At 39.4% G+C, this 15922-nt stretch carries 13 protein-coding genes; 4 read left to right on the top strand and 9 right to left on the bottom strand.

What is annotated here, in order from left to right; genetic code table 11:
- Nucleotides 1–91: 91 nt before the first annotated feature.
- On the bottom strand, nucleotides 92–1366 hold the full coding sequence (locus C9J41_RS05660; RefSeq protein ID WP_369917484.1) for an NAD(P)/FAD-dependent oxidoreductase: 1275 nt from the start codon (nucleotides 1364–1366) through the stop codon (nucleotides 92–94).
- A 190-nt stretch (nucleotides 1367–1556) separates the two neighbouring features.
- Here C9J41_RS05660 and C9J41_RS05655 point away from each other — a divergent pair, with 190 nt between their 5' ends.
- Nucleotides 1557–2591 (top strand): PotD/PotF family extracellular solute-binding protein, encoded by a 1035-nt coding sequence (locus tag C9J41_RS05655; protein WP_107206798.1) that lies wholly within the window; start codon nucleotides 1557–1559, stop codon nucleotides 2589–2591.
- A gap of 571 nt (nucleotides 2592–3162) precedes the next feature.
- Entirely contained in the window at nucleotides 3163–4764 is a 1602-nt protein-coding gene (locus C9J41_RS05650; RefSeq protein ID WP_107261305.1) for a bifunctional aspartate transaminase/aspartate 4-decarboxylase, read from the top strand.
- A 52-nt stretch (nucleotides 4765–4816) separates the two neighbouring features.
- Here the strand turns inward: C9J41_RS05650 and C9J41_RS05645 are convergent, their stop codons facing one another.
- Together C9J41_RS05645 and C9J41_RS05640 are read right to left on the bottom strand one after the other, a co-directional pair.
- The gene (locus C9J41_RS05645) at nucleotides 4817–5857 is read right to left on the bottom strand and encodes an arginase family protein (protein ID WP_107261308.1); all 1041 of its coding nucleotides are present in this window, start codon (nucleotides 5855–5857) and stop codon (nucleotides 4817–4819) included.
- Nucleotides 5858–5891: 34 nt separating this feature from the next.
- Complete coding sequence (locus C9J41_RS05640; RefSeq protein ID WP_107207331.1) at nucleotides 5892–6674, bottom strand: IclR family transcriptional regulator; 783 nt, start codon at nucleotides 6672–6674, stop codon at nucleotides 5892–5894.
- A gap of 366 nt (nucleotides 6675–7040) precedes the next feature.
- On the opposite strand from C9J41_RS05640, the gene C9J41_RS05635 reads away from it, so the two are divergent.
- Nucleotides 7041–7763 (top strand): YebC/PmpR family DNA-binding transcriptional regulator, encoded by a 723-nt coding sequence (locus C9J41_RS05635; RefSeq protein ID WP_005366395.1) that lies wholly within the window; start codon nucleotides 7041–7043, stop codon nucleotides 7761–7763.
- A gap of 74 nt (nucleotides 7764–7837) precedes the next feature.
- On the opposite strand, the gene C9J41_RS05630 is transcribed toward C9J41_RS05635, so the two are convergent.
- The 6 genes from C9J41_RS05630 to C9J41_RS05605 form a co-directional block, all read right to left on the bottom strand.
- On the bottom strand, nucleotides 7838–8989 hold the full coding sequence (locus C9J41_RS05630) for an ABC transporter permease (RefSeq protein ID WP_107246464.1): 1152 nt from the start codon (nucleotides 8987–8989) through the stop codon (nucleotides 7838–7840).
- The gene (locus tag C9J41_RS05625) at nucleotides 8990–10159 is read right to left on the bottom strand and encodes an ABC transporter permease (protein WP_107207333.1); all 1170 of its coding nucleotides are present in this window, start codon (nucleotides 10157–10159) and stop codon (nucleotides 8990–8992) included.
- 1 nt (nucleotide 10160) lies between these two features.
- Entirely contained in the window at nucleotides 10161–11138 is a 978-nt protein-coding gene (locus C9J41_RS05620) for an HlyD family secretion protein (RefSeq protein ID WP_107207334.1), read from the bottom strand.
- 5 nt (nucleotides 11139–11143) lie between these two features.
- Nucleotides 11144–12571 carry a TolC family protein gene (locus tag C9J41_RS05615; RefSeq protein WP_107207335.1) on the bottom strand — a complete coding sequence of 476 codons (1428 nt, stop codon included), beginning with the start codon at nucleotides 12569–12571 and terminating at the stop codon, nucleotides 11144–11146.
- Nucleotides 12572–12830: 259 nt separating this feature from the next.
- On the bottom strand, nucleotides 12831–13292 hold the full coding sequence (locus C9J41_RS05610) for a TetR/AcrR family transcriptional regulator (protein ID WP_045083083.1): 462 nt from the start codon (nucleotides 13290–13292) through the stop codon (nucleotides 12831–12833).
- A gap of 220 nt (nucleotides 13293–13512) precedes the next feature.
- Nucleotides 13513–14214: a murein L,D-transpeptidase family protein gene (locus C9J41_RS05605; protein ID WP_107294323.1), complete on the bottom strand. Its 702-nt coding sequence runs from the start codon at nucleotides 14212–14214 to the stop codon at nucleotides 13513–13515.
- A 257-nt stretch (nucleotides 14215–14471) separates the two neighbouring features.
- On the opposite strand from C9J41_RS05605, the gene C9J41_RS05600 reads away from it, so the two are divergent.
- Entirely contained in the window at nucleotides 14472–15734 is a 1263-nt protein-coding gene (locus C9J41_RS05600; RefSeq protein ID WP_107290643.1) for a leucine-rich repeat-containing protein kinase family protein, read from the top strand.
- Nucleotides 15735–15922 lie beyond the last annotated feature (188 nt).

Raw genomic sequence — 15922 nt, 5'->3', positions numbered from 1 at the left:
TCATTGTAACTTTTTTTGCATAAAAGTCGTCATAGTTCGGTAAGAAAATAAAATTATTTGCACATAATGCAGTTTACACCGTAAATTTCAGCTATTTTCCTAACGAATCTTCAATTCTCGCTTTCCAAATCGCCATTGCTAATGCTGGCTTGCGTAGCACTTCAGGTGTTGGGATCCAGCCATGCTTGATCTTAGCAAACACATCAAAACGCTCTGCTGTACCAGACATTGCTTCTGCTATGACTTTACCTGCAATATTGGTTAAACCAACGCCATGACCAGTGTATCCATGAGCAACATAAATATCATTCCCCAAGTGATCAATTTGAGGCATGTAAGAACGAGTGACCGCAAATAAGCCGCCCCAGTGGTACTCCATTTTCACATCTTTTAGCTGTGGGAATACCGTGATCATACGTTGACGTAGACGCTCCGCTGAATCACTGTATTCACCATTAAATGGGTGATTTACACCGCCAAATAAAATACGCCCATCAGGTGTCGGACGGTAATAATCAAGACTGTTATTTAAGTCTGACATTGCCATCATATTGGAAATAGGCTGACGATCACCTAATTGCTCTGTTACTGCAATATAAGAAGCAACGGGCAAAACGACACTTTGTGCTTTACGGTTTAACCCGTCTAAATATGCATTACACGCCAATAACACTTGTTTCGCTTTTACACGACCTTTTGGGGTATGAATAATATGTGGATTGCCTTTTTCAATTTTAGTCGCAGGGGTATTTTCAAATACCGAAGCACCTAATGACATTGCAGCACTGGCTAAACCTAAGGTGTAATTTAATGGGTGCATATGTGCGCTGTTTGAATCAAACAACCCACCAAGGTAACGATCGGTATGCGCTACTTGCTGAATTTGTTCGTTTTCCCACCAGCTTGCACTTGGGTAATCATAACGAGTCTGCTTTAAGTCATACCAAGATTTTAATTCTTCTTCTTGGCTCTTTTTCAATGCCAGCTCGATATAGCCTTGTTGAAAATCACAGTCGATGTTGAATGTTTCAATACGCTCGCGTGCAATATCAACCGCCTCACAAGAGAGATCCCATAATTGTTTTCCCCATTCAGGGCCATAGGTCTCATCGACTTCACGCAGCCCCAAACAGTAACCAACGAGACACTGCCCACCATTACGGCCAGATCCCCCCCATGCTAAACGCTGAGATTCAAGAACGACAACCGAAAAACCTTTCTGACGTAATTCGATGGCAGCATTCAAACCTGTCATACCCCCACCAATAATACACACATCAGCTTCTATCTGTTGTTCGAGTGCTGGTTGCTCAGGTAATGCATTAATTGTTGCTTGGTAATAACTATCAATATATTGACTACGCATGGACATTCCAATTGCCTATAGATAAGAACAGAGAAAAAATCGCGCGGATAATGTCACGCTATTAATGCAACAACAAGGGATTTATTACTGTGATAGTGGTCATATATCACGCCGATTAACTTTGACATGCTTAATGTTAACTCTATTATCCGCTACTCACTGACTTACCTGGTCATTTAGGGAAATAGAAATGAAAAAAGTTTTTAAAGGGGTGACAACACTAGCATTCGCACTTTCAGCATTTAATGTTTCGGCAAATGATGCTGTGCTTAATATTTACAACTGGGCTGAATATATGCCAACAGATGTAATTCAAGCATTTGAGAAAGAATACAATGTCACCGTCAACTATTCGACTTTCGATAATAACGAAGCGATGTATACCAAATTAAAACTGCTGGATAACAAAGGTTATGATGTGGTTTTTGCTTCAACCTATTTTATTGAAAAGATGGCGCGTGAAGGCATGTTAGCCAAAATAGACAAATCCAAAATGCATCACTTAAAAGATGTTTATCCTGGTTTGTTAGGCCAACAATTTGATCCTAAAAACGATTACTCACTTCCGTATGTTTGGGGTGTGACAGGGATCTCTTATAACTCAGATAGTATTAAAAACGATCAGGTAACGGGCTGGAATGATTTATGGAATACTGATTTCCAACGCCAAGTCATGCTATTAGACGATGTTCGTGATGTATTTGGTATGGCATTAAAAGCACAGGGCCATAGCATTAACAGCACAAACGAAGCTGAAATTAAACAAGCATACGAGAAACTGCGCGACTTACGTCCTAACGTTGTTGTCTATAACTCAGACGCACCACATGTCCCTTATGTGACGGGTGAAGCGATGCTCGGGATGCAATGGAACGGTAATGCTTATTTAGCAAAACAAGAAATGCCAGAGCTAAAATTTGTTTATCCTAAAGAAGGATCGATTCTGTGGATGGATAACTTTATTGTGCCAGAAGGCAGCGTAAATAAAGATTTAGCCTTTAAGTTTATTGATTTCTTTATGCGTCCAGAAAACCAAGCAAAATTGGTTGAAGAGCTCGGTTTCCCTGCGCCAAATAAGCAAGCAAAGTCATTCTTACCTAAAGAATTACAAAACGATCCGATGATCTTCCCAACAGATGAGGAAGTAAATAAAGGTGAGTTTACTAATGATGTTGGTAGTGCTGTCAATATTTACCAAAAATACTGGCAAATGCTGAAGAGCTAAAAATAGATAGAGAGCGATAACAGTGTTATTGCTCTCTATCTTAATTATAGACTCTATATAATAATTTCAATTCATGCCACTCAAAATTTTCACTTTAACGTTATTAACAATTATCAAGATTATTTATTTAAATATTAATAAAAAATAAAACACTTTCATATTATTTATTATTCACTGAATACAGTATAAAAATTATCTATCGCAATATTAATGATATTTAACTTCTTTTTTTTGTTGCTATATAACTTTAAACCTTAGGTGTAATTTAAATGAGCTATTTATTCAACATGAATTTATGAACGTAGTTACGGAGTAATTAAAAGCCTACGCATTAATTTCACTATCCTTATCAATATCTTTAGGTCTTGTAATTGACAAAAGAAAAATCCAATTAAACCTTAGCGTTAATTGCTGGTAGTCGCAGAGCCACCCCTGATTTTCCACTTTGATAGAAAAAGGTAATAGTGTTCCAATACACGTACTCACAGTCATCTGTGTATAACAAATATTTTGCTGGCTCTTTATAAGCCAGTTATTTCTAACTTTAACTAACTGATCAATAATATAAATTATGAATGCCTTAGATGAACAAAAACTCAGTCAACTGAGTCCTTTTGAAATTAAAAACACACTACTAACATTGGCTTCATCGCAATCCGACATTGCCCTAATAGACGCTGGTCGTGGCAATCCTAATTGGGTAGCAACCTTACCTCGTGAGGCTTTTTTTCAATTAGGGTTATTTGCACTGAGTGAAGCTAACTTAAAATTTAAAAATTATGATAACTTTGGCGGAACAGCAGATAAGCTTGGCATCTTCCAACGTTTACAACAATTTTGTTTTAAAACAGAAAATCAAAATAATCATGGGTTAACATTTTTACTCAATGCTATTGATTATCTTAAGACGAATCAAGCGATTAATCCTGACGAGATTGTATTTGAATGGACCAATGGGGTACTAGGTGATGATTACCCTGTTCCAGATAGAATGCTTAAACACGCAGAATGCATTATACAACAATATTTAAGTAGTGCGCTTTGCGATAATCAAAATACTTTGCCACAAAGCCCATTTGATTTATTTGCTGTTGAGGGCGGCACTGCGGCGATTGTTTATATCTTTAATACCTTAAAAAGTAATCGCTTATTATGTGCTGGTGATAGTATTGCGATTGCAACACCGATATTTACGCCTTATATAGAAATTCCGGATCTTGAAGACTATGCGCTAAACCGTATTGAGATTGAAGCTAGTGAGGATCTTATCTGGCAAATATCCGATACTGAATTAAATAAATTACTAGATCCAAACATTAGAGCGTTCTTTGTAACGAACCCTAGCAATCCACCCTCAGTAAAATTGAGTGATGAAACGCTAACTAAAATTGCAAATATTGTTAAACAACGTCCAGATCTTATTATTATCACTGATGATGTTTATGGCACGTTTGCCGATAACTTTACCTCACTGGCAATGATCGTTCCTCATAATACGATACTTGTTTATTCATTCTCTAAATATTTTGGTGCAACAGGATGGCGTTTAGGTGTTATCGGTATCCAACCTGATAATATTTTAGATGAGTTACTAAGAAAACAATCAAATGAAGTTAAACATACACTGTTTGAACGCTACAAAAATATTAATTTAGATCCAAATAGTATGAAGTTTATTGATCGCTTGGTCTCAGATAGTCGAGCAGTAGCTTTAAACCATACTGCTGGGCTATCAACACCGCAGCAAATTCAAATGTCACTTTTTGCTGTATTCTCACTCATGGACAATGAACAGCAGTACAAACAAGACGCTAAAAATATCATTCGCGACCGCTATCATCATTTAATGGAACATATGAAAGGTACACCAGTGGTTGCAGAAGATAATCCTAATGGCGTGTTTTATTATGTTGAGATTGATATAGCACGAATTGCTAATGAACTTTATGGTGAGAAATTCTTAACGTGGTTAACCAAAACGTACAACGCACTAGATTTTGTTGTACGACTCGCTCAAGAAAATGCGATCATCGTGATGCCAGGAGCTGGTTTTGATGCTCCTCAATGGTCCATTCGTATATCTCTCGCCAACTTAGATAATGAGAAATACGATACCTTAATGGATAACATTAATAATATGGTAATGAGCTATCACGATGAGTTTAATGGTTGACATACATCATTAATAATAAGCCACCATCTGTTATATATGGTGGCTTATTATACTATAAGCATCGAGATATAAGTTGAATCAACTTTGCCGCTAATTTCGCGGTTTGGTTAGCATAATCATATTCAGGATTGAGCTCAGCGATATCAACTAACTTTACTTTTCCGCTTGCCATAATATGTTTAATTGCCCATTCGACCATAGGTAAACCAACCCCCTGCATTTGGGTCATATTCACACCAGGTGCAATAGATGCAGAAAATACATCAAGCCCAATACTTAACTGTATAACGTCAACACTATCGATATATTTATCAATTTTGGTTTGTACTGCTTTTTTATTGCGTGATGTTATTTGGTTATCAAGCAACCACTCACACCCCAAATCTTCAGCCAATTTAAACATTGCTTGTGAATTAGCACGATCGCATATACCTAAACCAAGGTAATGAAAATCTCGGTGATGCTCCTTGCTATAACATAATGCAGAATGAAAAGCCGAACCAGAACGAACAGACAAGGTTGGTCGCAACTCAAAATGTGCATCAAAATTGATGATCCCAACACGCGCTTGGCAAGGCTGATAACTCATCGTTGGATCTTCTTGCGTCGCCGATAAAGCAACAACATTATCAGGTATCGATTTAGCTACTTGCCATTCGGTATGTATTTTTGCTTTATCATCGGCAAAATCAGATAACGCTTGATAACTTGCAATAGATATTTCATGACCGCCCCCTAACACTATAGGGAAATGCCCAGAATGGAGTAAACCATGTACAACTTGCGCTTGCTTATCACTTAATGATGAGAAATTTGTATCGTCATCAACCAGTTCTATATCGCCAGCATCATAAAAGGGCAGCTTTGAATGCGAATGTGTACTGGGAAGAATACGTCGAATACTTGCTGGTCCTTCCTTCGCCCCTTGTCGACCTCGATTCCAGCCAATACTAAGATCAGAAATAATGCCGAGTAAAACAATCCCTTGTTCTCGTTGATCAATATAAGGAGAAATTAACGTATGTGATCGATGTGGAATACGAGACTTAACATCATCAGTTTTAAATAATTTTTTTAAATGATCTACAAACATACGTTTATCTTCCTTTGATCAAAAACGTTGTAATTTAATGTTGTGGTGGTAAAGCGCGAGCAGCCTGTAAGACACACATAACAATTTTATTTTTACGGCTATTGATACGTTCAGCTGGTGCCATGACACTCACTGCGCCAGCCACTTTATTACCGATAAAAACGGGCGCACTCACACCAGAAACACCTTGGTCAATTTCAGACGTACTAATAGCAAAACCATCTTGTTTAATCAGATCAAGCTCTGTTAACCATGCGTCTAATTGCTCTTTCTCTGTGATCTCGTAATGCTTCAAAATACGTAATTGGCGAGAAAGGGGTAAATGCGCCAAAATAACTTTTGATGAAGCACCACGGATAAGAGGTTGGCTCTGCCCTTTTTCATAGCTACAACGTAAAGTGTATGGACTATCAATGCTATCGACACACAAAGCATTAAAGCCAACAGGCACCATGTATGCCGACATCTCACCCGTTTGTTGCTGCAAACGTTTCAATATCGGTCGAACACCATCTGGTAATGGTGAGTTAATCTGAAAATTACGTTGTAATTGCAATGCCGCAGGCCCGGCACTGTATGTATTCTGACCGTGATTTTCTTCGATTAAATTCCAATCTCTTAGTAATGCTAAGTAGCGGTATAAACTACTAATAGGCATATTCATTTCGACACTTAACTGCTGAGCTTGCAGAGGGAAAGGTGAAGCTGCAATGTGAATTAATACTTGCAACAGCTTTTCATTAGCACTGAGTGAATTTGTCACGGTGTTGGCTTCTTCTTTTTGTATGATAATTACTTTTAACCAATAAAAAACCATACTGCAAATTAAATTCTTACATGATGAGAATTATATAAAATAATACTCAATTAATTACCGCAATATAAGAAACCTAATATTAAACACTTTATATTTACTGAATTACTATCAAGAAACTTTCTTACCCTATGGGATTTATCGGTCTAATAAACATTTAAATAGCGTTTCAATTTGTTAATTAAAGATCAACGCATTATCACAGTAATAAAAAAGATGTAACTTTTCCGAGATCCTCACCGTCAATCAAGTGAGAAAAAAGACGCTTTTCTATGCTAAATAGCAGATCACGCTAGTAATAATAGGAGGGTTACTGGTAAAATCCTTGCAAAATTGACCGTCACACATAGTAAAAGAGAGTGATTCCTCATGGGAAGAAAGTTCGAAGTACGCAAATTGTCTATGGCAAAAACCCAAGGCGCTAAGATCAAAGTTTACTCAAAGTACGGTAAAGAGATCTACGTTTGTGCTAAGAACGGTAGCCCTGATCCAGATGCTAACCTAGCACTTCGCCGTCTTATTGAAAAAGCGAAGAAAGATCAGGTGCCAAGCCACGTTATCGAAAAAGCAATTGATAAGGCTAAAGGTGGCGGCGGTGAAGATTACTCAACAGCACGTTACGAAGGTTTTGGTCCTGGCAACTGCATGGTTATCGTTGACTGTCTAACTGACAACAACAACCGTACTTTCATGGACGTTCGCCAAGCATTCGTTAAAAACAATGCAAAAATTGGTAGCCCAGGTACTGTTGGCCACATGTTTGAACACCAAGCAGTATTTGAATTCAAAGGCACAGATGAAGAAGCTGTTCTTGAGAATCTAATGATGGAAGATGCTGATGTGACTGACATCACATGTGAAGATGGCGTGATCACTGTTTACGCTCCTCACACAGAATTCTTCAAAATTAAAAATGCACTTGCAGCAACAATGCCAGAAGTAACATTAGATGTTGAAGAAATTTCTTTCGTTCCACAGACAATGACTGAATTGGCTGGCGACGACATCGCAATGTTCGAGAAATTCCTTGATGCATTGAATGATTGTGATGACGTACAAAACGTTTACCACAATGCAGAAATGGCTGACTAATATTTAGTTTGCTGTTGATATAAAAAAGGTCACCTAATGGTGACCTTTTTTGTTTCTGCTGAATTATTATTGGCTTAACGACTTGCCTTTCGTGCTCGTGACATTAACCAAAATGCTAAAGCACCAAAACCTAATGCTTGTAACCATAATTGCTGCCACCAACCAATCATTTGAGCAAAGCTTGCGCCCATCTGATTTAAACCAAGAAAACCATTAATAGCAGCCGTTGACGGTGCTAACTGGGTTAACTCTCGTAGTAATGTTGGCAATTCAGAGGTTGGCCAAATAAAGCCTGCGGTAAACACTAAAGGTAATGAGCTTAATAACACCACCAGCGTGACTAACTCAGAACGTGGAATCAACTGTCCTAATACCATTCCCAACATGATTACCGCTAACAAAAAGGCAATCGTCATGGCAAAAAGATCAGGAATAGACGCCAGTCGATTTACTCCATAATAGGTGAAGGTAAAACCGAAATAGTACGCGGCTAAAACCAAATAAATCACGACAAAGATAAACGCCCTTACCGCCATAATCATCCATACTGGATATTCAGACCAATAACCACTTTTACCTGCCGCCCGCGCTTCATTTTCTGATGCACCGACCATACCGACACCAATTAACAATGTCTGATGTAAGATCAATACAAAAACAGCAGGAACAACATAGTTAATGTAGCCCATCGTGACATTAAACACTGGACGCATGTTTAACTTCATTGCACTGTACTGTTCGGTCGCTTGAACGAAGTTATCCCCCTTTAAAACAAGATGGTTTATCTTCGCCTTTACACCTAAATCAGTGCCTGCAGCGCTTAATCCTTCCACAATGGTACCGTATACCAAGAACAATGCCGCATTACCTGCATATGCCAGTGTTGGGCTAGTCCCTAACATCACGTCTTTGTAGAAATCATGGGGGATCACTAAAATCCCTTCTACTTGACGATCAAGTAACGCTTGTTTTGCCGCATCAATACTACCTAAGTGCTGAGTAATATGAACCTGGGGTGTGGCATCAGCCATACGGATCAATTCACGACTCATCTGGGTTTGATCAAGATCAACCACGGCAACCTTCTGATCGCGAGGGATCTCATTGCTATAAGGTAGCGGATATAAGAACGAGTAAAAAACTACGCCGCCAAATACTGTAAACACCAAAGAAACATTCGTAAAAATGGCTTTTAGTTCATGCTTAAATAAATTTAACCAGCTCATCTAGGCATCCCCTTTTACAGCATCGCCACTTAATGCTTTACGGCGATGGAATAACATCAACATCACTGCTAATACCATTGCAACCATAAAACACGACAAAACAAACAATTGATGAGATGCCTGATACCACCCCGTCCCATAATCAACTTGCTGTAATTGCACTTCAATATAATGACTTACAGGTAGTAAGCTACGCCACATTTTGGCAATTACAGGCATATCAGTGGCAGGGAAAGTGATCCCCATAAAGGCAAAGGCAGGGGCTGTAAATGCCGCGGCAAAACTCATGGCACGTGGTACTTCCATCGCAAGGAAATAGATAAAAGCCCCCATACTTTGACACGCCAGCACCATTAACAATTGCGCGACAATCAAGATATGCCAATCACCATGCATCGGCCAATCCAATGCTACGTACATCCACCACAAGAACAGCAAGCCTTGGATCAAAAATAACCCAGTATAAGCAGCTAATTTACCCAGTAACTTAGAAACAGGTGACGTTTGTAACCACTTCCATAGTCCTTGTGTTCTCGCTTCATAGGCAATAGCTAATACCGTTGTGGCCACAATCAAGATCTGCCAGATAGACGGGATAATGGCAGAAACCAAAAACTGTCCATAATGGCTATTACTGTTAAATAACGGTGTAATTTGCCCACGAATAGGCACCGCTTGCCCCATCGCTTGCAACGGCACTGGTGCCCCTGTCGCCATATTCTTAACGGTTTCAACCCCTGCATTGAATGTGCCTTCAGCCAGCAGCATTGCAGAGTTGATCAATTTACCTATTAAAATAAATTGTCCATTATAAAACGTGGTGATCTGTGGCGAAAAACCAAGCTTGGTGTCTTTTTCAAAATTATCTGGGATCACCACCATGGCATAGATTTCATTGGCTCGCATCGCTTCACTGCCCTGATCTGGGCTCGTGAATTGACGTGTAACAGCCATTGTCGGGCTGGCATCCACATAACGAGTAAAATGACGAGACAACTGGCTATGATCAAGGTCGACAACACCAACAGGTAAGTTATGCGCTATACCCGTAGAAAAAATAGCCCACATAGTGAGAAATAGCACCGCAGGTAACCACAGTGTTAATGCTCGTAACCAGCCATCTTTCCATATGTTTCGCCATTCTTGCTTCACATACTGAAAGCTATTCATATTACTGCTCTACAATCACGCTCATGCCTACGCGCAAGCCATCAATTGGTTGTGTTGGACGTGCTTCCACTTCAAACGTACGCATATCAAAACCTTTCGCCGTGTCTGTTGCACGCCACGTAGCAAAATCACCCATTACCGCAACGTGTGTTACTTTAAATGAATAGGTTTTATCACCTAATGCAGGAATGGTTACGTTAAACTCTTTACCTTCTTGGTAATCTTTTAGCTTATCTTCTCGCACATTAAAGACAGCCCACGCATCGTTAATATCAATAATATTCACCACAGGAAAACCTTGTGGTGCTAGTTCACCATCATGCAGCAGCACTTGTGAAACTTCCCCTTGGTGCCAACTAGAGATCTTGGTATCAGCAACATACGCTTCTACTTCGGCCACTGCTCCTGCAGCCATTTTCACTTTCTCTTGTGCTGCACGCTTCGTTTCTACGCGTGCACCTTCTTTGGCCATCTCATACATCTGGTATGCTGCACTTTCGGTATATTGTGCCGCTTGCCATTGTGTGAAAGCTTCATCGCGTTTTTGCTCTGCAATCACGCCATCTTTATAAAGGTTATTGACACGGACATAAGTCGTTTTCATCAATTTCGCCGCCGCCGTCGCTTTACGCCACTGATCTTCCGCAGCTGCAATTTGCTGACGTCGCGCGCCTTTTTCCGCTTCTTCTGCCAACGCACCAGCCGCTTGCTCACCTGCTTTCGCTTGTTCTAACTTGGCATCAATTTCCGGACTTAAAATGGTAAAAATAAGTTGTCCCGGTTTAACTTCATCGCCTTTACGAACAAGTACTTGATCAATACGCCCCGGTACTTTTGAGGAAATATTATATTGCTGCGCTTCAATCTGACCTTGCATACGTTCAGGTTGAGGCTGGTAAGCATGCCAGAAGGTGTAACCCAACCAACCCACAACAGCAATTACAGGAACCGCTACTGCTATAGACTTCAACTTACTCATAACAATTAAACCTCTATACCTTGATATTTCTGATAATTATTAAAGGTGTTCATTTCACCGCTTACCGCAAGTAAACGAGTTAAACACATAACATATTGATAGGCCGCAGCAAGTCGCTGGGTTTTAACGGCGGATAAATACAGTTCAGCGTCAACCACATCCAGTGACGTTGATAACCCTTGGCTAAACGCTTTTTCTCGTAGACGAATATTTTCTTTTGCTAATGCAAGACTCGATTGTAAACCGTTATATTCTTCGACTGCTTGATTAGCTTCTCGATAGGTTTTCTCAACTAACACAGTCAGATCTTGCTCAGCTTGCGCACGTAAATGATTCACTTGTGTCACCATCGAATGCGCCGCTTTTACCTTACCTGAACGGCCAGAGCTGTCGAGAAGCGGAACACTAACACCAATACCTACCGCCCAATCAGGTGCCATTTTAGCGGCAAGAGAGTCGCTTTCGTAAAGGTTATAATCACCGTACAAATAGACTTCTGGATAATACTTGCCTTTCTCTACATCAATTAAGCCATCAGCCTGTTTACGCTTAGCATCCAAAATATGTAAACCAGGGTAACTTGCTAACGTTTTATTTATAAACGCCGACATGGGCGGTAAAGAACTATTAATAAACAAATTAGTAGTAGGTACAGTGGTACTCGATTGCTGCAGTAGTCTTGTTAGCGCAACTTGCGCAATTTCTAAATCACGCACTGATTTTTGTGCGTCAACTTTTGCTTTATCGTAAGCCGCTTCTGCTTGTAGACGTTCAACTTTTGCAATTTGACCTTGCTGCTCTAGTTTAAGCGCATGTTCGTAATGACGTTTTAGCCCTGCTTCAACCTCTTTACGTGTTTCGACAACATTTTTTGCTAAAACAACACCAAAGTAAAAGCGGGATAAATCTTCAAATTTAGCCTGTTGCATCATGGCAAGCATGTATTTCGCTTCTTCTGTTTGTCCTTTAGCAATATCTTGTGCCGCACTAATACGACCACCAGTGAAAATAGGCCAAATAGCACGAACAGAACTGGTTAGCACATCACGATCTGCAATCGTTGACGTTAGTGCAGAATTAAGGTCTAGGCCTGTCACTTTAGTAAGCTCGGCAATAATTTTTGTTAATTCTTGCCCCGCTGCTGTGGATGATGCAGGCATACTGCCAAATAAATCTGAAGGTGACAGTTTTACATCTTGATCCAAACGGGTGTAATTTGCACCAATCGTCACAGTTGGCAAATATAAGTCACTTGCCGCATCTTGCATGTACTCTGCTTGCTCAACACTTGAACGTCCGGCCGCCAAACCATCATTCTTCGTCACGACAGTATGCCACGCATCACTAAACGCAATGGGTGATGCATAAATACTCGGTGTGATCGCTAGCAAAGCGATAGCCAGTGGTTTAACCATAAATGGTTTTATTCTCATAAGGTAACCCTTTGATACCAGTTTTTCTTAATGCTTTTTTATTCTAGAGCAATAACTCTAAAACAAAACAATTTTTTATGTATAGAGCCATCTTGCTTTATCGATAAACTGTATGAATATTATTCAGATAATGCGAATAATAACAGCATACTCTTATTGCGTTATTGTTATTACTAAAGATATAAAAAAACCCACTGTCAAGCGGGTTTAATATGGGATCACATCATAGTATTGATTAAACAAATACCCAAATAATGATCTATCGAGCTAAACGAATCAACGAGCGCCCTAATAAGCGTTCTAATTCATCAATACTTTGCTGACCATAACGCTGCTCACAAAGAGTAAATAAGCGTTCAATTCCACGGTGGGCAAACTCATGTGATGTTTCTGCAGAAGAAATATGATGGAAGAGTAAGCGTAAAATTGCACGGAATTTTTCATCATCAAGCGCAACTGACCAGCTTGCAGAAAATGCTGCTAAATCGTCTGTTAAATCAAGCTTATCTACAAACAGCTGATAGATACGCCCATCAAGTGCATGCGCAAAGTCTTGTTTCTTTGGGAAATGATGGCTAATACCGGTACGAGAGATCCCTGTTTGATTACTTAACGTGGTGTATGACATTTTGTCGTAACCTAAGGTAAGAATTTGATCAATTACAGCATCCATAATCGTTTGAATGGTTATCTCTGTATCTTCTTTACTTCGCTTTGGCATAATGAGTTGACTCTATTGTAATCATTTTATGCAACAGTACGATTTCAATAATTATCCTTCATTGAAATCAGTGGCTAGTATTAGTATTACAAAATGTGATTCCCTTAACTAGCGCTAACTCACATTTTTAGCGACATCATGTTGTATCTGGTTAAAAAGCGCCAAATCAAATGTAATTATTTACTTTACAAGCCATTTACTAAATAGAACAGTCCACCAATTAGCGACCAAACTTTTTCGCTTGTTGTTCAATATTACGATAAAGGATCTGGGTCCAAAACGGTTGATTCACTGACGCCAGCAACTTCCCTTTTTTCGGGTCGTGTGGGCTAATAATCACCTCAATATTCTCAAGCCCTGTTCTTTGGGCGAGTAAAAATAGTTCTTCAATACTATAATCGCCCATGGCTAAACAGCCTGTCGATGCTTGTTTACCATGAATGAAAATATTACTACCTGGAGACGTTCTGCCTTCTAATTTTGCGTATTTACGATCAAAAGCATTCGGGTAATCTAGCTTCATCGAAAGGTGAAAGCGACTATTGGGATTCAATAAAGAAACACGATAAATACCTTCAGGAACTTGTTTATCACCTTCCCGTAGTTTAGGTCCTTTTTTACCGCTTATTTTCTCGATATTGTAACGCTTAACGTAAGACCACTTACCTTTCTCTTCTGCCCAAAGTTCTACTGACATCTCTTCTTTCATCGCAAAGAGTGCAATATTTTTCGGAGGGTAAGATAAACCTGCTTGTTCAAAATAACGTTTCATCCTTGGCTCAACGAAAGGAGAGTAACGCTTCATTACATCATCAACGGTTCGTGTACCTGCAGGAGGGTAAGTTGAGTACGAATAAGCTGCTTGAGCATCAGTAACAGCGGTGAACATAACCAATAATGGCAATAACGCTTTTTTAAACACAAAACCCTCGGTACTTGCAGTGTCATCTTTGGAAATAAACGAAATCAGTAACAGATATCATCAAAAGTAGGCGCTAGTGTACTGCCGTTTTGCCGTGGCGCAACCGATAGTGTGGACATTTTTACAACAAAATATTGCACATTATTTACACTTCTAGATAAGTCATTAAAATACCTATCGCTATTTCGTTAATTGGCATTCACACTACACAAGGTACAATAGAGACAATACTCTTCATATAATTAGGTATACAGATTTTGCATACGTTAGAACAACTACGCTCTGGTGAACTGGCGCATATTTCCCGACTAAAAATTTCGCAGCAATTAACCACATTTCCTCTCGAAATTCTTTCGCTAGCAAATAGTTTGGAAATCCTAGATTTAACGGATAACAAACTGAGCCAGTTACCTGACGACTTTGCCAAGCTAACCAAGCTGCGCATTGTGTTTATGTCAAATAACTGCTTTACCGAGTTACCGAAGGTCTTAGGGGCTTGCCCAAACTTAGAAATGATCGGGTTTAAATCAAACCAGATCACTACCGTTGATGAAACATCGTTACCTCAAAAACTGCGGTGGCTGATTTTAACCGATAATAATATCGCTCAATTACCACAAAGTTTAGGATTACGCCCCCGCCTGCAGAAACTTGCATTAGCAGGTAATCAACTCACAGAATTGCCAACCACAATGGATCAACTACATAATTTAGAGTTGATCCGTTTATCTGCTAACCGCTTACAAACATTTCCAACTCAACTGCTTAATTTGCCAAAACTCGCGTGGCTGGCCTTTTCTGGTAATGATTTTAATCGCCATCAGCAGGTAAACAATACATTGCCTGAAGTGGTACCGAATGATTACACGTTACGATCAGTGCTAGGACAAGGCGCATCTGGCGTTATTTCATTAGCCGAATGGAAAAATAATACCCATCAACTGGCAGCAGATATCGCAGTTAAAGTTTTTAAAGGTGAGGTGACGTCTGACGGTTACCCGCAAGATGAATTAAACGCTTGTCTCAAAACAGGCCGTCACCCAAACCTTGTAGAGTCATTAGCACACGTTACAGACCCCAAACATTTAGCGCTGGTTATGGCATTAATCCCTGCGCACTTTAAAAACTTAGGCTTACCACCAACGTTTGAAACCTGTACGCGCGATACCTTTCCTAACGGCTTTACGTTAACCATTGAGCAAATCACAAAAATAGTGTCACAAATGACAAACGTGATTGAACATATGCAAAACCAAGGTGTGGCTCATGGTGATATTTATGCCCATAACGTCCTCTTTGATGAGCATGCCAATATTCTGGTTGGCGATTTTGGTGCAGCTTCCATTTACGATGATTTACCTCTAATAATACAGCAACAAATCAAAACCATCGAAAACCGAGCATTAGGTTATTTCATTGAAGATTTACTCAGTATTTGTGAATCACAAGATCGCACGTCATCGCGTTATCAAACACTCTACCAAAAGGCGCAAAATTACATTCAGTTGTCATCTTTTTAAGCGACAATAAAAGTACTTTTTTATTATCGCCTTTATCAACAACAAAACAAACATGATCGTGTTAACAAATCTGATACAAAGTCATTAATTTATTCTATAAATAATCAGAATTGTTTTCATACAAGCGTTTTAAATAATTGATTGATTTTATAATAATAAATACCCGAGTCACTCACCAGAACTTAAAA

Source organism: Photobacterium sp. GB-50, from assembly GCF_003026755.1.
GTDB lineage: Bacteria > Pseudomonadota > Gammaproteobacteria > Enterobacterales > Vibrionaceae > Photobacterium.
This window is presented reverse-complemented; position numbering and strand designations above follow the sequence as displayed.

Coding starts and splice junctions, on each gene's coding strand:
- C9J41_RS05610 (WP_045083083.1), bottom strand. CDS start 13,292: ATGCCAAAGCGAAGTAAAGAAGATACAGAGATAACCATTCAAACGATT.
- C9J41_RS05655 (WP_107206798.1), top strand. CDS start 1,557: ATGAAAAAAGTTTTTAAAGGGGTGACAACACTAGCATTCGCACTTTCA.
- C9J41_RS05630 (WP_107246464.1), bottom strand. CDS start 8,989: ATGAGCTGGTTAAATTTATTTAAGCATGAACTAAAAGCCATTTTTACG.
- C9J41_RS05635 (WP_005366395.1), top strand. CDS start 7,041: ATGGGAAGAAAGTTCGAAGTACGCAAATTGTCTATGGCAAAAACCCAA.
- C9J41_RS05620 (WP_107207334.1), bottom strand. CDS start 11,138: ATGAGTAAGTTGAAGTCTATAGCAGTAGCGGTTCCTGTAATTGCTGTT.
- C9J41_RS05615 (WP_107207335.1), bottom strand. CDS start 12,571: ATGAGAATAAAACCATTTATGGTTAAACCACTGGCTATCGCTTTGCTA.
- C9J41_RS05650 (WP_107261305.1), top strand. CDS start 3,163: ATGAATGCCTTAGATGAACAAAAACTCAGTCAACTGAGTCCTTTTGAA.
- C9J41_RS05640 (WP_107207331.1), bottom strand. CDS start 6,674: ATGGTTTTTTATTGGTTAAAAGTAATTATCATACAAAAAGAAGAAGCC.
- C9J41_RS05625 (WP_107207333.1), bottom strand. CDS start 10,159: ATGAATAGCTTTCAGTATGTGAAGCAAGAATGGCGAAACATATGGAAA.
- C9J41_RS05660 (WP_369917484.1), bottom strand. CDS start 1,366: ATGCGTAGTCAATATATTGATAGTTATTACCAAGCAACAATTAATGCA.
- C9J41_RS05645 (WP_107261308.1), bottom strand. CDS start 5,857: ATGTTTGTAGATCATTTAAAAAAATTATTTAAAACTGATGATGTTAAG.